Origin of the sequence: Nitrobacter sp. NHB1, assembly GCF_036964665.1 — a bacterium.
Lineage (GTDB): Bacteria > Pseudomonadota > Alphaproteobacteria > Rhizobiales > Xanthobacteraceae > Nitrobacter.
The window spans coordinates 685,414-703,819 of record NZ_JBAMDA010000001.1; the positions used below are offsets into that span (position 1 = coordinate 685,414).

The 18,406-nt window shown below is 64.2% G+C and carries 16 protein-coding genes; 8 read left to right on the forward strand and 8 right to left on the reverse strand.

What is annotated here, in order from left to right; all coding sequences use genetic code 11:
* Positions 1-12 precede the first annotated feature (12 nt).
* Both parE and V4R08_RS03295 read right to left on the reverse strand, forming a co-directional pair.
* Entirely contained in the window at positions 13-2,070 is a 2,058-nt protein-coding gene (parE, locus tag V4R08_RS03290) for a DNA topoisomerase IV subunit B (protein ID WP_335578024.1), read from the reverse strand.
* A 105-nt stretch (positions 2,071-2,175) separates the two neighbouring features.
* Positions 2,176-2,544: a hypothetical protein gene (locus tag V4R08_RS03295; protein WP_335578025.1), complete on the reverse strand. Its 369-nt coding sequence runs from the start codon at positions 2,542-2,544 to the stop codon at positions 2,176-2,178.
* Positions 2,545-2,712: 168 nt separating this feature from the next.
* On the opposite strand from V4R08_RS03295, the gene V4R08_RS03300 reads away from it, so the two are divergent.
* Positions 2,713-3,243, forward strand: coding sequence for a DedA family protein (locus tag V4R08_RS03300; RefSeq protein WP_335578026.1), 531 nt, complete (start codon positions 2,713-2,715; stop codon positions 3,241-3,243).
* Positions 3,244-3,357: 114 nt separating this feature from the next.
* On the forward strand, positions 3,358-4,353 hold the full coding sequence (gene argC / locus V4R08_RS03305; protein WP_335578027.1) for an N-acetyl-gamma-glutamyl-phosphate reductase: 996 nt from the start codon (positions 3,358-3,360) through the stop codon (positions 4,351-4,353).
* A gap of 82 nt (positions 4,354-4,435) precedes the next feature.
* On the opposite strand, the gene V4R08_RS03310 is transcribed toward argC, so the two are convergent.
* Both V4R08_RS03310 and V4R08_RS03315 read right to left on the reverse strand, forming a co-directional pair.
* Positions 4,436-4,834: an MAPEG family protein gene (locus V4R08_RS03310; protein ID WP_335578028.1), complete on the reverse strand. Its 399-nt coding sequence runs from the start codon at positions 4,832-4,834 to the stop codon at positions 4,436-4,438.
* Positions 4,835-4,947: 113 nt separating this feature from the next.
* On the reverse strand, positions 4,948-6,753 hold the full coding sequence (locus V4R08_RS03315) for a PHA/PHB synthase family protein (protein ID WP_335578029.1): 1,806 nt from the start codon (positions 6,751-6,753) through the stop codon (positions 4,948-4,950).
* A 257-nt stretch (positions 6,754-7,010) separates the two neighbouring features.
* On the opposite strand from V4R08_RS03315, the gene V4R08_RS03320 reads away from it, so the two are divergent.
* The 6 genes from V4R08_RS03320 to V4R08_RS03345 all read left to right on the forward strand — a co-directional run bounded on the left by V4R08_RS03320 (position 7,011) and on the right by V4R08_RS03345 (position 13,841).
* The gene (locus V4R08_RS03320; RefSeq protein WP_335578030.1) at positions 7,011-7,277 is read left to right on the forward strand and encodes a hypothetical protein; all 267 of its coding nucleotides are present in this window, start codon (positions 7,011-7,013) and stop codon (positions 7,275-7,277) included.
* 260 nt (positions 7,278-7,537) lie between these two features.
* Positions 7,538-8,755 carry an LL-diaminopimelate aminotransferase gene (locus tag V4R08_RS03325; protein WP_335578031.1) on the forward strand — a complete coding sequence of 406 codons (1,218 nt, stop codon included), beginning with the start codon at positions 7,538-7,540 and terminating at the stop codon, positions 8,753-8,755.
* Between the two features lie 82 nt (positions 8,756-8,837).
* Positions 8,838-10,160 carry a homoserine dehydrogenase gene (locus V4R08_RS03330; protein ID WP_335578032.1) on the forward strand — a complete coding sequence of 441 codons (1,323 nt, stop codon included), beginning with the start codon at positions 8,838-8,840 and terminating at the stop codon, positions 10,158-10,160.
* 263 nt (positions 10,161-10,423) lie between these two features.
* A complete protein-coding gene (gene glpX / locus V4R08_RS03335; RefSeq protein WP_335578033.1) occupies positions 10,424-11,419 on the forward strand; it encodes a class II fructose-bisphosphatase in 996 nt (331 codons plus the stop codon).
* Positions 11,420-11,483: 64 nt separating this feature from the next.
* Positions 11,484-13,325: a single-stranded-DNA-specific exonuclease RecJ gene (gene recJ / locus V4R08_RS03340; protein WP_335578034.1), complete on the forward strand. Its 1,842-nt coding sequence runs from the start codon at positions 11,484-11,486 to the stop codon at positions 13,323-13,325.
* Between the two features lie 93 nt (positions 13,326-13,418).
* Positions 13,419-13,841, forward strand: coding sequence for a RidA family protein (locus V4R08_RS03345; protein ID WP_335578035.1), 423 nt, complete (start codon positions 13,419-13,421; stop codon positions 13,839-13,841).
* A 16-nt stretch (positions 13,842-13,857) separates the two neighbouring features.
* Here the strand turns inward: V4R08_RS03345 and V4R08_RS03350 are convergent.
* The 4 genes from V4R08_RS03350 to efp all read right to left on the reverse strand — a co-directional run bounded on the left by V4R08_RS03350 (position 13,858) and on the right by efp (position 18,289).
* Positions 13,858-14,612 (reverse strand): IS5 family transposase gene (locus V4R08_RS03350; protein ID WP_335577532.1). Its coding sequence is split into 2 segments (ribosomal slippage): positions 13,858-14,279 and positions 14,279-14,612, totalling 756 coding nucleotides; the frame shifts between segments, so codons are not numbered across the junction.
* A gap of 88 nt (positions 14,613-14,700) precedes the next feature.
* Positions 14,701-15,924 (reverse strand): lytic murein transglycosylase, encoded by a 1,224-nt coding sequence (locus V4R08_RS03355; protein WP_335578036.1) that lies wholly within the window; start codon positions 15,922-15,924, stop codon positions 14,701-14,703.
* Between the two features lie 69 nt (positions 15,925-15,993).
* A complete protein-coding gene (locus V4R08_RS03360) occupies positions 15,994-17,682 on the reverse strand; it encodes a peptidoglycan DD-metalloendopeptidase family protein (protein ID WP_335580167.1) in 1,689 nt (562 codons plus the stop codon).
* A 40-nt stretch (positions 17,683-17,722) separates the two neighbouring features.
* On the reverse strand, positions 17,723-18,289 hold the full coding sequence (efp, locus tag V4R08_RS03365; protein WP_335578037.1) for an elongation factor P: 567 nt from the start codon (positions 18,287-18,289) through the stop codon (positions 17,723-17,725).
* Positions 18,290-18,406 lie beyond the last annotated feature (117 nt).

Consider the following 18,406-nt stretch of genomic DNA (forward strand, 5'->3'; position numbering starts at 1 on the left):
CCGTGCGGTGGTTTACACGTCCAGCAAATCCTCGCTGGCGAATTCGGCCTTGTCTGTAATGAAGGCGAAGCGCGCCTCCGCTTTGGTGCCCATCAGACGCTCGACGGAATCGGCGGTGTCCTCGCGATCGTCCGCCAGCAGCACCACGCGCAGCATGGTGCGCCTCGCCGGGTCCATGGTGGTTTCCTTGAGCTGCGCCGGCATCATCTCGCCGAGGCCCTTGAAGCGGCCGACATCGACCTTGGCGTTGGCGTTGAATTCGCTCTTGAGCAACTGGTCCTTGTGGGCGTCGTCGCGGGCGTAGACCGTCTTGCTGCCGTGGGTGAGGCGATAGAGCGGAGGCACCGCGAGATACAGATGTCCCTCGTCGATCAGGCGCGGCATCTGCCGGTAGAAGAACGTAATCAGCAGCGAGGCGATGTGAGCGCCGTCGACGTCGGCGTCGGTCATGATGATGACGCGCGAATAGCGCAGATCCTCCTCGCGATAGTTGGTGCCGGTGCCGCAGCCGAGCGCCTGGATCAGGTCGGCCAACTGGGCGTTGGCGACGACCTTGTCCCTGGTCGCCGATGCCACGTTGAGGATTTTGCCGCGTAACGGGAGCACGGCCTGCGTCTTGCGGTCGCGCGCCTGCTTGGCGCTGCCGCCGGCCGAGTCGCCCTCGACGATGAACAGTTCGGAGCCGTCGGTCGCGGTGTTGGTGCAATCGGCGAGCTTGCCGGGCAGGCGCAGCTTCTTCACCGCGCTCTTGCGTGAGGTTTCCTTCTCGGCGCGGCGGCGCAGCCGCTCGTCGGCGCGCTCGACCACGAAATCGAGCAGCTTGTTGGCCTGCACCGGATTGCCGGACAGCCAGTGATCGAACGGGTCCTTGATCGCCTGCTCGACGATCCGCGAGGCCTCAGAGGTGGCGAGGCGGTCCTTGGTCTGGCCCTGGAATTCGGGCTCGCGCACGAACACCGAGAGCATCGCGGCGGCCCCGACCATCAGGTCCTCGGACGTGATGGAGGCGGCGCGCTTGCCCTGGCCGACGCGTTCGGCGTGATCCTTCAGCCCGCGCAGCAGCGCGCTGCGCAGACCCGACTCGTGGGTGCCGCCGTCCGGCGTCGGCACCGTGTTGCAGTAGGACGACAGGAATCCGTCGGCGTCCGCCGTCCACGCCACCGCCCATTCGCAGGCGCCATGCGCGCCGTTGCGCCCCGATTTGCCGGAGAAGATGTCCGGATGCACGAGCGTGTCTTTGTGGATCGCGGCGCCGAGATAGTCTTTCAGGCCGCCGGGGAAGTGGAAGGTCGCTTCCGGTGGGATGTCGTCGAGGCCCTTGAGCAGGTCCGGTGCGCAGCGCCAGCGGATTTCGACGCCGCCGAACAGATACGCTTTCGAGCGCGTCATCTTGAACAGGCGCTGCGGTTTGAACGCGGCCTTGGGTCCAAAGATGTCGGTGTCCGGCTTGAAGCGGATGGTGGTGCCGCGGCGGTTACTGATCCTGCCGAGGTCTTCGAGGCTGCCCCTTGGGTGGCCGCGCTCGAAGGTCATCTTGTAGAGGTTCTGGCTTCGCGCCACTTCAACTTCGAGGCGCGAGGAGAGGGCGTTGACCACCGAGACGCCGACGCCGTGCAGGCCGCCCGAGGTCTCGTAGACCTTGGAGTCGAACTTGCCGCCCGAATGCAGCGTGCACATGATGACTTCGAGCGCCGACTTCTTCGGGAATTTCGGATGCGGATCGACCGGGATGCCGCGCCCGTTATCGGTGACGGTGAGGAAGCCGTCGGCGGCCAGTTCGACGACGATGAAAGTCGCGTGCCCCGCCAGCGCTTCGTCCATCGAGTTGTCGATCACCTCGGCGAACAGGTGGTGCAGCGCCTTCTCGTCGGTGCCGCCGATGTACATGCCGGGGCGGCGGCGGACCGGCTCAAGCCCCTCCAACACCTCGATGTCGGCGGCGGTATAATCGGCTTCGGCTCCGGACGCGCGGCTTGAGGCGCGGGCAGAGGGGCGGCCCTTGGCCTCGGAAGCAGCAAACAGATCGTTGGACGGTTTTGATTTAGCGTTTGGTTTCAGATGTTTGGGCATAAATATTCAAAAATTACATACGTCGGTTCATGGCGAATCGGCTGCGCTGACTATGCCATGGACAAGGGTGGAATTGTGAACGGTAGCCTCCTCGGCAGAGCGGGGTCAGGCGCGTTCGGCACGGAACAGGACGACGGCAAACAATAGCGTCGCGAAAACAACGATCGCCGAGCCGATCGCGGGTGCCGCGAAATAAGCGCCGTTGTTCAACAAGGTGAGCGCCACCCCGGCCGGCAACAAGAGGCCGCCGAGAATATGGAGCCAGCCCTGAATCCGCGCCAGCGTGCTGTTTCCGGCCGCCGGCACCAGCCGGTAATAAAGGCCGAACAGGAACAACAGAACGCCCCCGACGAGATTGAGATGGGCGTGGGCAGGAGCCAGCGTAAAGTTCTGCTGGATTCCCATGACCATTCCCGCGACCATTCCGATCAGCAGGATCACGACGCTCACCCGCATCATCAACGATCCGATCATTTGATTTCCCCACGGCAATAAGCCGCCCGTAACCTGCGGCTTCCGAATGAACCCGTCTTTGTGACTTGAAGTTGCGCCACCTGCTGGCTTAGCTGTCGGCGAACCGTCTTGGCACGACGGAGGTCCAGATAGCCCCGCCACGGGCGGAGATGGCAAGAGGCTTTTTGAATGGAAGAGGTCGGACGCGGCCTGGTCGACTTCGTGCGCGATCATCAGGTCTGGGCCGCCCCGGTCGTGCTGCTGCTTGCCTTCGGCGAGTCGATCGCCTTCATCTCGCTGCTGGTCCCGGCCTGGAGCGCCTTGATCGCGATCGGCGCGCTGATCGGTGTGAGCGGCATCAGCTTCTGGCCGGTCTGGATCGCCGGCGCGGTCGGCGCGGCGCTCGGCGATTGGCTGTCCTACTGGTTCGGCTACCGCTTCAAGGATCGCGTCGCCGACATGTGGCCGTTGTCGCGCTACTCCGACCTGCTGCCGCGCGGTCAGGCCTTCGTGCAGAGATGGGGCATCCCGTCGATTTACATCGGGCGGTTTTTCGGACCGCTGCGCGCCACGGTGCCGCTCGCCGCTGGAATTTTTGCAATGCCTTACTGGCGTTTTCAGCTCGCCAACTGGATTTCGGCGCTGATCTGGTCGGCCGTGCTGCTGATGTTCGGCGACGTGATCTCGCGGATCGTCGAATGGGTCTGGCGCGCGGTTTGAGTCTGAGTGGCCTCTGCGCCGACGATCGGACAACTGGCGGTCGCGCAACCGCCGCAACTGGGTTACAAGTCCAAAAAAGACCGCGAGCGTGCTCGCGGATGCAAGGATGACGTCATGACTCTCGCAGACACCAGGGCGAAAAGTCCCGCCTCGAGCGGCAAGACCGCTGCCAGGCCGACGGTGTTCGTCGATGGCGCGTCGGGAACCACCGGCCTCGAAATCCGCCAACGGCTCGACCGGCAGGGCGATGTCACTGTCAAAAGCCTCGGTGACGACAAGCGAAAGGACCCGGCCGCCAAGCGCGCGCTGATGGCGGAGGTCGATCTCGTGATCCTCTGCCTGCCCGACGACGCGGCGAAGGAGACCGTCGCATTGATCGACGGCATGGGTACGAACGCGCCGAAAGTGCTGGACGCCTCGACGGCGTTTCGTGTCGCGCCGGACTGGACCTACGGCTTTCCGGAACTGACGCCGGATCAGGCGGACACGATCAAGGCGGCGCGCAAGGTCGCGAACCCCGGCTGCTATCCGACCGGATCAATTGCGTTGCTGCGGCCGTTGATCGACGCCGGTTTGATCCCGCCGGATTACCCCGTCACCATCAATGCGGTGAGCGGCTATTCCGGCGGCGGCAAGTCCATGATCGAGAGTTTCGAGAAGGGAACGGCGCCCGCGTTCGAACTGTATGGTCTCGGCTTCGAGCACAAGCATCTGCCGGAAACGCAGAAGTACGCGAGCCTGACGCGGCGGCCGATTTTTGCACCATCGGTCGGCGACTACCGGCAGGGTATGCTGGTGTCGATACCGCTGCATCTCGATACGCTGCCCGGAAAGCCCGACGGCGCGACACTTCATGCGGCGCTGGAGAAGCGTTATGCGGGCAGCACCTATGTTTCGGTGATGCCGCTGGACAACGCCGCGACGGGCGGACGGATCGAGCCGGAGGCGTTGAACGGCAGCAACAGGCTCGAACTTCATGTCTTCGCCAGCGACAAGCACCGGCAGGCCGTTCTGGTCGCGCGGCTCGACAATCTGGGCAAGGGCGCGTCCGGCGCGGCCGTGCAGAACATGCGGCTGATGCTCGGACTGCCGGATACGGGGCTGGACTGATTGCGCTCGCTACTTCGGGGCTGCGTGCGATGTGCCGTCGCGCAGCGCCGGACGATTCCGGGTCCTGTCGGGGTAGCGGGTCTTAAAACACCTTGAAGATTGCCAGCGCCAGCACGGCCTGCGCGAGGAAGCCGACGGTGAAGGCGAGCGTGCGGAATACCGGCAGGCCCATGGTATAGACGATGAGATGCGCGAGGCGGGCCCAGAAATAGACCGCGCAGGCGAGCACCGTCCATTTGCTGGAATAGTCGATCGCGTTGAGGATCAGCACCAGCGGCGCGAAGATCACGAGATTTTCGACCGCATTGTCGTGCGCGAACATCAGCCGGTTGGCCCATTCGGCATGGGGCTTGTCGTTGCGCGAAGGATTTGCCATCGCGCCGCCAAGGCCGCGGACCTGGGCGCGATTGAGCACGTAGGGAACCCACAGCAACCCGGTCAGGATAACCGTGCATGTCAGCCAGAACAATTCACGGGTCATGAGTCTCTCCGTCCAGATCGACTAATGCCGTCCCGGCGGGGACGGCGTGGTCGAAGCATAGACCGTCGCCATGATCGCGCCAATGCGCGACGCGGTCGTTCGACGGAGTTATCTCAGGCGCGCACGCGGACGTAGCTGCCTGGTGCGTCCTCGATCGGCGGCAGCGCGACGCTGCCGACCTCGCGGGCCGCGACTTCCTCGGCGTCGATGTTTCGCAGCCATGCTTGCCAGTCCGGCCACCACGAACCCTTATGTTCCTGTGCGCCCTTCATCCACTCGGCAAGCGTGGTGTCGCCGATGGCGTCGTTGGTCCAGTACTGGTATTTGCCGAGCGACGGCGGATTGATCACGCCGGCGATGTGCCCGGATGCGGACAGCACGTAGCGCACCGGGCCGCCGAAGAATCGCGAGCCGTACAGCACCGATTCCGCCGGCGCGATGTGATCGTCGCGGGTGGCGAGATTGTAGATCGGCACCTTGATCTTCGAGAGATCGAGCAGGGTGTTGTCGAGCACCATCGAGCCGGTGGAGAGGCGGTTTTCGAGGTAGCAGTTGCGAAGGTAATAGGAATGGTTGGCCGCGGGCATCCGCGTCGCATCCGAATTCCAGTGCAGCAGATCGAAGGCGGGCGGCGTCTTGCCCTTGAGATAGTTGCTGACGACATAGGACCAGATCAGGTCGTTTGAGCGCAGCATGTTGAAGGCCATCGCCATCTTGCTGCCTTCCAGCACGCCAACCTGCTTCATGTCGCGTTCGAGCGCGGAAACCTGGTCCTCGTCCACGAAGACCAGCAGATCGCCGGCGTGGGTGAAATCGACCTGTGCGGCGAAGAACGTCGCCGATGTCACGCGCGCCCGCCGCTTGTCCGCAAGCCACGCCAGCGTGGTCGCGAGCAGGGTGCCGCCGACGCAATAGCCGGCGGTATGCACCTTGGTCTCGCCGGTCGCCCTCTCGATCGCGTCCATCGCGGCCAGCGGACCTTCCTTCATGTAGTCCTCGAAGGTCTTTTCCCCGAGCCGACTGTCGGGGTTGACCCAGGAGATCACAAACACCGTGATGCCCTGATCGACGCACCACTTGATGTAGGATTTCTCCGGCCTGAGATCGAGGATGTAGAACTTGTTGATCCACGGCGGCACGATCAGCAGCGGCGCGCGCAGCACGTTCTCGGTTGCCGGCGAATACTGGATCAGTTGCATCAACTCGTTCTGGTAGATCACCTTTCCGGGCGTCGTCGCCATGTTGACGCCGACCGCGAGATTGCCGGAGTCGGACTGGCGGATGCGCAGCACGCCGTTGCCGGCCTCGATGTCCTCCACCAGCATCTTCATGCCGCGCGCGAGATTGCCGGCGTTCTGGGCGAAGGTTTCGCGCAGCACCTCCGGATTGGTCATCACGAAATTCGACGGCGCGATCGCGTTGGTGAGTTGCGCGACATAGAACTCGGCCTTCCTGCGGGTGTGCGGATCGAGGCCGTCGGCGTCGCGCACCAGCTCGTTCGCCCATTTGGTCGTCAGCAGATACGCCTGCATCACAAAATCGAAGAACTGGTTCGACCGCCATTCCGGATCGGTGAAACGTTTGTCGCGGGGCCCCGGTTCAATGGCGGGCTCGGTCTCCTCGCCGGAGAGGCGACGCGCCGCGTAGCCCCAGAGGTCCAGATAGGCCTTGCCGAGATTGGTCTGCAATTCGACCGCGCGGGTCTGGTCCGACAGCCAGTATTCGGCGACCGTGCTGATGGTCTTGATCAACTCGGCGAACTCGTTCGGCGGGTTGTCGTGCGCCTCGCCACCTTCACGCTGTTTAAGGTAGGCGGCCAGCGCCCTGCCGCCGCTCTCCATCGCATTCGCGAGATTCATCGCGAAGGTATCGGGATCGAACCGGGCCGCGGGCTTGGTCCCGACGGGTAACTCGCTCATGGCCATACACCTGAGAGGGTTTGTTCAAAATTCCGTCACGCACGTTGCCGGGCATCGATCATGGCATAATCTGGGGAGGGTTGCCGGTTTCCATGTGTTGCAGTGCGACAAAACATCTTTATCCGGCCATATATGAGCCCCGATGAGCCGGTTTGTAGTGGCGCTGTTGCGGCGCCATAGCAGCTTAATGTTCTGGAGCGATAATGGTTCTAAGCTTATCTGGGGCGGCGGCATCGAAGCGACAAGCGCGGAGGCGTATGGGCCGCGCGACGGTCGGCGCCGCCACGTTGGTGCTGTTGTCGCTGTCGCTCGGCGGCTGCTCGACGTCGATTGCGGATTTGCCTTTCGACGGCCCGTCGGGCGCGCCGGAACGCGCGCACGACGTATCGGCCTATCCCGCGGTGCATGACCTTCCCGCGCCGAGAGATGAGACGGCGATGGATCCCGCCGAACAGGCCAGGCTCGAAAAGGAACTGATCGCCGCACGCGACCACCAGTCCCAGGCCTCCTCGTCCGCCAAATGAGCCCGTGCGCGCAGTCCTTGTCCGCGCAAGACACGCGAAGTGCTGCTGGCAGAGCGGGGCGTCCGTGCTAAATTGGCATGATTCAAGCCCGAGGTATTCAAGCACGAGGTCGCGCGAAACCGTCAAATATCGACCGCCGGCGAGATCGTGTTTGAATATGTCAGGCTTTTGAATACACACGTTTTTTGATGAAGTCCCGCCGACCTCGTCGGGGCAATGTGCCGATCGCCTCGTCAAATCCGGCCCCGGAGCCAGGACCCATGGAAGAGTTTTATCGTATCCGCCGTCTGCCGCCTTACGTGTTCGAACAGGTCAACCGCGCCAAGGCGGCCGCACGGAACGCCGGAGCCGATATCATCGACCTCGGCATGGGCAACCCGGACCTGCCGACGCCGCCCCATGTCATCAAGAAGCTCAAGGAGACGCTGGGCAAGCCGAAGACCGACCGCTATTCGGCCTCGCGCGGCATTACCGGCCTGCGCAAGGCGCAAGCCGGCTACTATGCCCGCCGTTTCGGGGTCAAACTCAATCCCGACACGCAGATCGTGGCCACGCTCGGCTCCAAGGAAGGCTTTGCCAACGTCGCTCAGGCGATCACCGCGCCGGGCGATGTCGTGCTGTGCCCGAACCCGAGCTACCCGATTCACGCATTCGGCTTTTTGATGGCGGGCGGCGTGATCCGCTCGGTGCCTTCAGCGCCGACGCCGGATTTCTTCGCCGCCTGCGAGCGCGCGATCATCCATTCCATTCCGAAACCGATCGCGCTGATCGTCTGCTACCCGTCGAACCCGACGGCGCAGGTCGCGAGCCTCGATTTCTACAAGGACCTCGTGGCATTCGCGAAGAAGCACGAGATCTTCATCCTGTCCGACCTCGCATATTCCGAAGTCTATTTCGACGACAACCCGCCACCCTCGGTGCTGCAGGTGCCCGGCGCGATCGACGTAACCGTGGAGTTCACGTCGATGTCGAAGACGTTCTCGATGGCCGGCTGGCGCATCGGCTTCGCCGTCGGCAACGAACGCATCATCGCAGCGCTCGCACGGGTCAAATCCTATCTCGATTATGGCGCGTTCACGCCGGTGCAGGTGGCGGCCACGGCCGCGCTGAACGGCCCCGATGCCTGCATCCGCGAGATGCGCGAGACCTATCGCAAGCGCCGCGACGCGCTGGTGGAATCTTTCGGCCGCGCAGGATGGGTGATTCCGCCGCCTCAGGCCTCGATGTTCGCATGGGCGCCGTTGCCGGAGAAGTTCCGCGATCTCGGCAGCATGCAGTTCGCCACCCTGATGGTCGAGAAGTCCGGGGTCGTGGTCTCTCCCGGCGTCGCCTTCGGCGAGCACGGCGAGGGCTATGTCCGCATCGCCATGGTGGAAAACGAGCAGAGAATCCGCCAGGCCGCCCGCGGCGTGCGCCACTTCCTTGAAAGCGGCATCGAAACGTTGCACAACGTGGTTCCTCTCGCCAACCGGCGATAGGCGCCAGTCCAGAGAAAGGCCTTTCGGTCTTTTGGGCTGGTTCGTGCCTTGCAACACCGGTTTTTCCAGCAGGTTTCCTGACATGGTCGCACCCCTGAAAGTGGGCATCGCGGGGCTCGGCACTGTGGGGTCCGCGGTCGTCCGTCTCATCGAGCAGCAGGGCCGCGCGCTGTCGGCGCGCTGCGGTCGCGGCGTTCGCGTGGTCGCCGTCGCCGCGCGCTCGAAGGTCAAGAAGCGCGACCTCGACCTACGCGGCATTGCGTGGGCCAAAGATGCGCTGGCGCTGGCGAACGATCCCGGCATCGACTGCTTCGTCGAACTGATGGGCGGTTCGGACGACCCGGCGCGATCCGCGATCGAGGCAGCCCTGAAATCCGGCAAGCCGGTGGTGACGGCCAACAAGGCGCTGATCGCCAAGCACGGCCTGCGGCTCGCCGCTCTCGCCGAGCAACACGGCGGCGCGTTGAACTACGAGGCTGCGGTCGGCGCCGCCATTCCCGTCATCAAGACGCTGCGGGAAGGACTGACGGGCACCACGATCAATCGCGTCTACGGCATCCTCAACGGAACCTGCAACTACATCCTGACGCGGATGGAGCGGGAAGGCCTGTCGTTCGCCGAATGCCTGAAGGAGGCCCAGCGTCTCGGATATGCCGAAGCCGATCCGTCGTTCGACGTCGACGGTCACGACACCGCGCAGAAGCTGTCGATTCTGGCGAGCCTCGCCTTCGGCACGCGCGTCGCGCAGAGTTCCGTCTATGTCGAAGGCATTTCGTCGATTGCGCCGGAAGATCTTCGCGCAGCGGAAGAACTCGGCTACCGCGTCAAGCTGCTCGGGGTCGCGGTACGGACCGCCAAGGGCATCGAGCAGCGGGTGCATCCGACCATGGTGCCGAAGACGTCGTCGATCGCGCAGGTCATGGGTGTCACCAATGCGGTGACCATCGACGGCGAGGGCATCCCGCCGATCACGCTTGTCGGTCCCGGCGCCGGCGGCGCCGCGACGGCGTCCGCCGTGGTTGCCGATATCGCCGATGTCGCGTGCGGCATCCGCGCCCTGCCGTTCGGTCGGCCCGCGGAGCGGTTGCGCGCGACGAAGAAGGCGCCGATGGAGCGCCACGAGGGCGGCTATTACATCCGGCTGATGGCGCGCGACTTCGCCGGCACCGCCGCGACCATCGCCACCCGGCTGGCGGAGCAGAAGATTTCGATCGAATCGATCGTCCAGCGCCATCCCAATGGCAAGCTGGATATAACGGAGTCCGGCAAGCCGGCCGCGCCGGTTCCGGTGATTTTGATAACGTATGCGACCAGCGAGGATGCGGTGCACCGCGCGCTCCATGCGGTGCGGGCGGACAAGGTCATCACCGGCCGTCCGCAGGTCATACGCATCGAGAAGAACTGAACGAAAATGCGTGCGGACACGCTAGAGCGGGATAAAATGAGTTTGGATCGTCGTTATTGCGAGGAGCGGAAGCGACGAAGCAATCCAGTCTTTCGGAGTGGCTCCTGGATTGCTTCGCTTCGCTCGCAATGACGGGGAAGCTGATCTGACCTCAAGTCATCACGATCTAGTGGTCCGTTTCGTATCGCGAGCCCGCAGCAGGTGGATAGCGAATGTCAAATCCACTCCACTAGCCCGACACGCTGTCCGAGGGAGTTGAGACGATGCCGACACAAACGTCCGTCCAGCCAGAGCGAGTGCTGGGGCGCCTCCTGACGCTGGAGATCGTGCGCGTAACGGAGCGGGCGGCGGTGTCGGCGGCGCGTCTGCGCGGGCGCGGCATGGAAAAGGCGTCCGATCAGGCCGCGGTCGATGCGATGCGGCGCGAACTCAACAAATTGCCGATCGACGGCACGGTCGTGATCGGCGAGGGCGAGATCGACGAGGCGCCGATGCTGTTCATCGGCGAGAAGGTCGGCAACACACACGGCCCGCAGGTCGATATCGCCGTCGATCCGCTCGAGGGGACCGTGCTGTGCGCCAAGAACATGCCGGGTGCGATCGCCACCATCGCGATGGCCGAAGGCGGCACGCTGCTCCACGCGCCGGACTGCTACATGGACAAGATCGGGATAGGTCCCGGCTATCCCAAGGGCACGGTGGATCTCGACGCGCCGGTGGAAGAGAACATCATCAATCTGGCCAAGGCCAAGGGGGTCAAGCCGACCGAGATCACCGCGATCCTGCTCGACCGGCCCCGCCACGCCGCGAAGATCGCAGCACTCCGCAAGCTCGGCGCCGCGGTGACGCTCATCAGCGATGGCGACGTCGCCGGCGTCATCCATACCGCGGAGCGACGAACGGGAATCGACATCTATCTCGGCAGCGGCGGCGCACCGGAAGGCGTCCTGTCGGCGGCTGCGCTGCGCTGCATCGGCGGCCAGATGCAGACCCGTCTCATCATCGACAGCGAGGCATTACGCGAGCGGACCCTTCAAATGGGTATCATGGATGCCAGGAAGAAGTACGAGATCTGCGACATGGTGAAAGGCGATTGCCTGTTCGCCGCCACAGGAGTGACGTCGGGCTCGCTGCTGTCCGGCGTCCGGTTCCGCAAGGGCGTGATCGAGACCGATACGGTGGTGATGCGCTCGGTGACCGGCACCGTGCGCCGCATCAAGGCCGAGCACCGGCAACTGGACAAATTTCACCTGGATTGAGGTATGCCAAAGGCTGGCGACATTGTCGCCAACACCGCGGCTATCGCAAGGTACGGACGACATCATGACCTTGCCCGCCTCCGCATTGCCGGTCGAAGCGCCTGACGCCTTTCTCGGCGTATCGCATTCGGCGACCGGGCGTCTGTGGCGGGATCGCCTCGATGCGCGGGGCGCGGCGCGCGCGCTGGCGATCGCCCAGCGCCACCAGTTGCCGGAGATGCTGGCGCGCGTGATCGCCGGGCGGGGCGTCGAGGTCGATGCGGTCCCGGATTTTCTCGACCCCACCATCCGCCGGCTGATGCCCGATCCCTTCACCGTGACGCAGATGGAGGCGGCAGCCAGGCGGCTCGCCGATGCCGCGATGCACGGCGAGACGGTCGCGATCTTCGGCGATTACGATGTTGACGGCGCAACCTCGGCAGCGCTGCTCGCCTGGCATCTGCGTCATTGCGGGCTGGATCCGCTGATTCATATCCCCGACCGGATATTTGAGGGCTATGGCCCGAACGTTGATGCGATCAACGCGCTTGCGGCCAGGGGCGCGACGCTGCTGGTGACGGTCGACTGCGGCACCACGAGCATCGAGCCATTGGCTGTTGCGAAACAGCAGGGCATGTCGGTCGTGGTGATCGATCATCACCAGTGCGGCGACGATCTGCCCGAGGTCGAGGCACTGGTGAATCCGAACCGACCGGACGATCTCTCCGGCCTCGGACATCTCGCCGCCGTCGGTCTCGTATTGGTGACGCTGGTCGCGTTGAACCGCGAGCTGCGCCAGCGCGGCTTCTGGACCGGCGAGCGACCCGAGCCTGATCTCCTGAACATGCTGCATCACGTCGCGCTCGGAACGGTCGCCGATGTCGCGCCGTTGACCGGCCTCAACCGTGCCTTCGTCGCGAAGGGGTTGATCGCGCTGCGTCGCCGCGATCATGTCGGTCACACCGCACTGATGGATGTCGCGCGGCTGAACGGTCCGCCGGAAGCCTGGCATCTCGGTTTCATGCTGGGACCGCGCATCAATGCCGGGGGCCGGATCGGACGCGCCGATCTCGGCGTGCGGTTGCTGCTGGAAGGCGACGTCTCGGAAGCGGCACGGATCGCCGCCGAACTCGATCGCCTCAACGCCGAGCGCCGCGTGATCGAGCAGGCGGCCGAAGCGCAGGCGGAAGCGGAGGCGCTGGCCTCGCTCGGTCTTGAGGACAAGGGTGCCGTCATCGTCACGGCGTCCGAGGGCTGGCATCCCGGCGTCGTCGGTCTCGTCGCGTCGCGGCTGAAGGACAAGTTTTCCCGGCCAGCTTTTGTTGTGGCGCTGGAGCCGGGCGGCATCGGCACCGGATCGGGCCGCTCCATCGGCGGCGTCGATCTCGGCAAGGCGGTGCGGCAGGCCGTGACCGACGGCGTGCTGCTCAAGGGCGGCGGTCACGCCATGGCGGCGGGCGTGACGCTGCGCAAGGAGCGGCTGGCGGAATTCCGCGCCTACATGGAAAAGGCGCTCGCCGCCGATGTCGCGCGGTCGCGTCATGTCCGCGAACTCTTCATCGATGGCGCGATCAGCGCGCGGGCCGTGACGCCCGAGTTCGTGGCGACGCTCAATCGCGCGGGGCCGTTCGGCGCGGGCAATCCGGAGCCGGTGGTGGCGTTGCCGTCGCACCAGTTGATCTATGCTGACGAGGTCGGGCAGGCGCACCTTCGGCTGCGATTGAAATCCGGTGACGGGACTATCGTGAACGGCATCGCGTTTCGCGCGATCGGTCAACCGCTCGGCAACGCGCTGACGCAAATGCGCGGCCAGCCGCTGCATGTGGCGGGATCGCTGGCGGTGGACCGCTGGCAGGGCACGGAGCGCGTGCAGTTGCGTGTGACGGACGTGGCGGTGCCCGACCCCGGGCCGGCGACAATTCGCTGACACCCGTTATTTGAGTCAAAGCCGATTTGCGTCGGCGTGGCGCATTATGGCAACGAGGGTCACCGTCAACACCACGGCGAAAGGAGTCCGACGATGCCCGGCAAGCTGGAAAAGCAGCATTTTCAATATGCGGAATGGTCGAAAACCTCGTTTTCCGAGGTCGTCAGCGTCAAGGGACCGGGGAAGCTGCTGTTCCTGTCGGGAATCGGCGCCGAGGACACGGGCGACGCGCCGGGTGTGATCCACCATCACGGCGACGTCTACCAGCAGACGCGGCTGGCCTACAAGAAAGCGGCGACGGTGCTTGCCAGGCATGGCGCGACGCTTGCCGACGTGGTCAAGATCAGCGCCTACCTGCTCGACGTGCGCGAGGCGCCAAACTATCACCGCGCCCGCGCCGAGGCGTTCAAGGATGTGGCCGGCCTGCCAGCACACACGTTCCTGTTCATCAACAATCTGGCGTGGCCCGGCATGTTGGTCGAGGTCGATCTCACCGCGGTTGTGGCCGAGAGCTAGGGTCAGGACTCATTGATCAGAGCCAAAAGATGACGGCGGCTGCGATGCAGATGGCTGACAAGAAGGTATGGGCGCATCGGTCGTAGCGTGTATGGATGCGCCGCCAGTCCTTCAGCCTGCCGAACATGTTCTCGATCTTGTGGCGCTGGCGATAGAGCACACGATCATGCTCGATCGGCGTCTTGCGATTGGACTTCGACGGAATGCATGCCGTGATGCCGCGCGCGGCAAGCGCCTGGCGGAACCAGTCGGCGTCGTAGCCCTTGTCGCCGAGCAACTGCCTAGCGGGCGGTAACGCATCGAGCATCAATGCAGCGCCCTTGTAATCGCTCATCTGGCCTTCGCTGAGCAGCAGGATGACGGGACGTCCCTGACCATCGCATACGGCGTGCAGCTTCGAGTTCAGGCCGCCCTTGGTGCGCCCGATACGCCTGGGAACAGGCCCTTTTTAAAAAGGCTCGCAGCGGTGCGATGCGCCTTTAAATGCGTGGCATCGATCATCAACCGGGATGGTTTGCCGGCCTTGCGGGCCAGTTCGGCGAAGATTTTATTGAACACGCCGAGCCGGCTCCAGCGCACGAACCGATTGTAGATGGTCTTGTGCGGGCCATACTCGCGCGGCGCATCGCGCCAGCGCAGCCCGTTTCTGATGACGAAGATGATGCCGCTGATCACCCGCCGGTCATCGACCCTCGCGATCCCGTGCGATAACGGAAAATACGGTTCGATCCGGCGCATCTGCGCCTCTGACAGCAAAAACAAATCAGTCATGGCGGCGTCTCCCTCACGACACCAGTGAATCAGCCAATCAGGCAAACCGCAAGAAAATTAATGGGTCCTGATCCTAGATTAGTCTAAGTCAGCCGCCGCGCCGCAGCCGCGCCAAAACCTCGAGTCCGGCATAGCCGTCGGCCGGCAATCCGACGCGGGCCTGAAAATCCTTCACCGCCTGCATGGTTGCGTTGCCGACGCGGCCGTCGGTGCCGCCGGTATCGAAGCCGGCCCTGGTCAGACGCGTCTGCACTTCCTGCACTTCCGCGAGCGTGAGTATGCGTTCCGAACCGGGGAAAGGCTGGATGAAAGGCGGCGCCCCGAGAATGCGATCGCCGAGATGGCAGATCGCCAGCGTATAATTCATCGACGGATTGTAGCTGCGCACGGCGAAGAAATTCGGTCCCAGCAGGAATGCCGGACCGTCCGGTTCCGGGACCCAGAGTTTGGCCGACGCATTCGGCTGCGGAAACGGCTTGCCGTCGGCGCGATGCACGCCGGCGGTGGACCACGCGGCATAGGTGCGGCTGGCGCTTGCGCCGCGCGATGCGCGCACTTCATATCCCCAATGCTCGCCGCGATGATATCGTCCACGCTTGATAAGATAACGCGCGGTCGAGCCCAGCGCGTCGTCGGGTTTTCCAAACGGCGAGACCCGGCCGTCATGGTCATAGTCCATGCCGACATTGAGCCAGACCTCGGGCATCCATTGGGTGTGTCCCATCGCACCGGCCCACGAGCCGCGCATCTCCTGGGGCGTGCTCCAGCCCTTGTCCACGATGCGCAGCGCGTTGATCAGTTCGGTTTCCCAATAGCGGCGGCGGCGCGGCTCGTTCCAGGCGAGCGCCGCCAGCGAAGGAAACACCGGGCGCATGTGGTTCTTCTGCACCAGCGGGTCACCGAACGCGGATTCGACGCCCCACAACGCCAGCAGCGTGCCGCGCTCGACGCCGAAATCGCGCTCGATCCGCGCGAACAGAGCCTCGTTCTTCCGCAGCGCCTCCTTGCCGGCGATGATGCGCCAGTCCGAGACGCGGCGGTTGATGTACTGCCAGGTCTTTTCGTGGAACTCCGGCTGTTTGCGCATCTGCTTGAAAACGCTCATGTCCGGCTCGATCCGGTCCATGCAGCGGCTCCAGGTCGCGTCTGAGATGCCCTTGGACAGCGCGCGGGCGCGGAATTTGTCGCGCCACTGCTCGAAGCCCTGAGGCATGGCTGCGAGAGCCGGGAAGGGCGCGAGCGCCGCCACTGCGCCGAGACATTGCAGCGCACCGCGCCGGCTGAGCCGAATTCGAGAATCGAGGGTTTTCATGTGGTGAGCTTAACGGAGGGGAGTGTCCGGCGGCAAAGGTTCATTGCGTCGCGGGAACTTCAGCTTTCCTCAGTTGTCCTCGCCCTCGGCGGGTTTCTCGGGATGGGTGGGATCGTGCGGCTTCGCGGTCGGCGGACTCGCCCCGGGCTCGGCTGCGATCTCGCGGCCGCGTCCGCCGATCAGGCGCTCATAGGCCGAAATGAGGGTGACATAGGGGTTGACCCAGATCCAGCCCTCGCGCGTGAAGACCTGCACGTCGAAATGCAGGTGGGTCGTGGTGCCCCCGGAGCGACCCATATAGTTCGACACCAGGCCGATCTTCTCGCCTTCGCTCACGCGTCGATCATCGAGGATGCCGTCCTCATCAAGTTGCGACGGGTTCATGTGCATGTAGCGAAAGCGCACATGCTCGTTGCGCGTGTCGACCAGCAACGTCGCCGCCTGTTGTTTCGGCGAGCGGATGATAACGCCGTCACGCACGGCCACGACCGCATAGCGGTTCGGGATGCAGCGGTCGGCGCCCTTATTGCGGAGCGTGCATGTCGCCGGGCGAATGTCCTGACCCTGATGTCCGGACCCTGCGGGGCATTGTCCGACGTTGAAATCGCGGGCCTCGCAGAAATTGTCCTGCCAGGGATAGGAATAGTTCTCGGCGGCGGATTCGTCGAATACCAGCGGCTTGTTGCTCGACTTGCAATGATAGGCGTCGCCTTTGCGGGAGGGCGAGGGAATGCGGCCGCGATGGAAGCAGTCGCCCCAGTTCAGAAACGATTGCGAGTTCGCGTAGGCCGGCGCCTGTTCGATCGGAAACCGGATCTGCGAATAGACGGTCGGATCGGCGCGGCCGCCCTGGCCGCGATAGCCGCTGTTCGCGATGATGTCGCCCGGAGGCCGGTAGGTAAAATCGGGCGAGGACGTTGCAGGGCGCGGCATGACGCCGGGCGCGATATTCATGCGGGATTGCGACGGCCGCCCGCCCGCGATGCGCAACGCTTTCAGAAACCGCTCGGCCACCGCCGACGCCTCGCGGCAAGCGAGCCGGCTTTTGCGCGGCGCGCTGTCGAGGCAAGGGATCGAAACAACGTAGGGAGCGCCGAACCGCGTGAAAGCGTAGCGCACGTAACCTCCGCGAATGATGCGTCGGAGATCCGGAAACTGCGCCGCCAGCGCACTCACGGGCTCGCCTTTTTCTCCCGACGGATCGTCGATGTCGTAGGTCAGGATCGACCCGGTGATCTGGACTTCGACGGGTCTGGTGAAGGTCAGGTGCGGCATGCCCTTACCTGCGCCGGGCGCCAGAGCGAACTTCGCATCATAGCCGGCCAGACCGGCGTCGAACATTTGCCGCTGAAACCCCGCCTGATAATGCGCGAGCGGCAGGTTCGCCGGTGCGCCGGTCGCGCGCGCGTTGAGATACATGCCGGCATCGAACGGCAGCAGCACCGGCACCGGACTCTGGTTGATGCGCGCAAAAAGCGGCAGCGTCACCGCATTCAGTTGTATCAGCGCCGGCATGGTGCGTGGATCGGACGGCGGCAGGTGGCGCAGCGCATTGAGGGTGAAGCGGTCGTCAATAGCGGGCCAGGCCTCGATCTCGGACTTGAACTGGTCGAGAACGGTGCGCCATTCCACTCGGGCGATCGAAATGCCGGGGGTCTTGAAGTCGTCGGCGGCGGCACCTCCGGTGGCGGCCGCGAGCAGCAGCCACGCCGCGGCCACACGTCTGACGAACCGGAGAAGACTGTTGCCGCCAACCATCAGTCTCACATCCGTGGCCTGCTTCCCGTCGGCGTCTCTGTTAGTCCTTGGCGCGTTCGACGTAGGAGCCGTCTTCCGTCATCACCACGACCCGCGTACCGACGGCGACATGGGGCGGCACGCCGGTGCGGACGCCGTTCGACAACATGGCGGGCTTGTAGGACGAGGACGCGGTCTGCCCCTTGGTGACCGGCTCGGTCTCGACCACTTCGAGCGTCACCCGCTGCGGCAGCGTGATCGCAACCGGCACCATGTCGTGCAGGGACAGTTTCACCACCATGTTTTCCTGCAGGTAAGGCGCGACGTTGCCGACGATGTCCTTGGGCACCTGGACCTGATCGTAGTTCTCGGCATTCATGAAGTGGAAGCCGTCAGCGTCTTCATAGAGGAAGGTGAAGTTGTGGTCCTCGATGGTGGCGCGCTCGACCTGGTCGGTGGTCTTGTAGCGCTCGGAAATCTTCACGCCGTCGCTGATCCGCCGCATCTCGATCTGGCTGACCGGGGTTCCCTTGCCGGGGTGGATGTTTTCCGCGGTCAGGACCACGTAGAGCTTGCCGTCTTGCTCGATGACGTTGCCCTTGCGAATAGAACTGGCGATAACTCTCAAGGCTGGATTTCCTAAGGTTCGGGCTCGAGACCGGTCCGGACGGGGCGTCCTGCGGCTGTTGAGGTGGTTTCGGGCCGAACATACTGATTTGGCCCGTCGGCGCCAGTGGTTTGCGGC

Excerpts from the sequence above, each read along its gene's own strand:
- V4R08_RS03295 (WP_335578025.1), bottom strand. The coding sequence starts at position 2,544 with ATGATCGGATCGTTGATGATGCGGGTGAGCGTCGTGATCCTGCTGATC.
- V4R08_RS03330 (WP_335578032.1), top strand. The coding sequence starts at position 8,838 with ATGGTCGCACCCCTGAAAGTGGGCATCGCGGGGCTCGGCACTGTGGGG.
- V4R08_RS03355 (WP_335578036.1), bottom strand. The coding sequence starts at position 15,924 with ATGAAAACCCTCGATTCTCGAATTCGGCTCAGCCGGCGCGGTGCGCTG.
- glpX (WP_335578033.1), top strand. The coding sequence starts at position 10,424 with ATGCCGACACAAACGTCCGTCCAGCCAGAGCGAGTGCTGGGGCGCCTC.
- V4R08_RS03325 (WP_335578031.1), top strand. The coding sequence starts at position 7,538 with ATGGAAGAGTTTTATCGTATCCGCCGTCTGCCGCCTTACGTGTTCGAA.
- V4R08_RS03315 (WP_335578029.1), bottom strand. The coding sequence starts at position 6,753 with ATGAGCGAGTTACCCGTCGGGACCAAGCCCGCGGCCCGGTTCGATCCC.
- V4R08_RS03320 (WP_335578030.1), top strand. The coding sequence starts at position 7,011 with ATGGGCCGCGCGACGGTCGGCGCCGCCACGTTGGTGCTGTTGTCGCTG.
- argC (WP_335578027.1), top strand. The coding sequence starts at position 3,358 with ATGACTCTCGCAGACACCAGGGCGAAAAGTCCCGCCTCGAGCGGCAAG.
- recJ (WP_335578034.1), top strand. The coding sequence starts at position 11,484 with ATGACCTTGCCCGCCTCCGCATTGCCGGTCGAAGCGCCTGACGCCTTT.
- V4R08_RS03310 (WP_335578028.1), bottom strand. The coding sequence starts at position 4,834 with ATGACCCGTGAATTGTTCTGGCTGACATGCACGGTTATCCTGACCGGG.
- V4R08_RS03345 (WP_335578035.1), top strand. The coding sequence starts at position 13,419 with ATGCCCGGCAAGCTGGAAAAGCAGCATTTTCAATATGCGGAATGGTCG.
- V4R08_RS03300 (WP_335578026.1), top strand. The coding sequence starts at position 2,713 with ATGGAAGAGGTCGGACGCGGCCTGGTCGACTTCGTGCGCGATCATCAG.
- V4R08_RS03360 (WP_335580167.1), bottom strand. The coding sequence starts at position 17,682 with ATGGTTGGCGGCAACAGTCTTCTCCGGTTCGTCAGACGTGTGGCCGCG.
- parE (WP_335578024.1), bottom strand. The coding sequence starts at position 2,070 with ATGCCCAAACATCTGAAACCAAACGCTAAATCAAAACCGTCCAACGAT.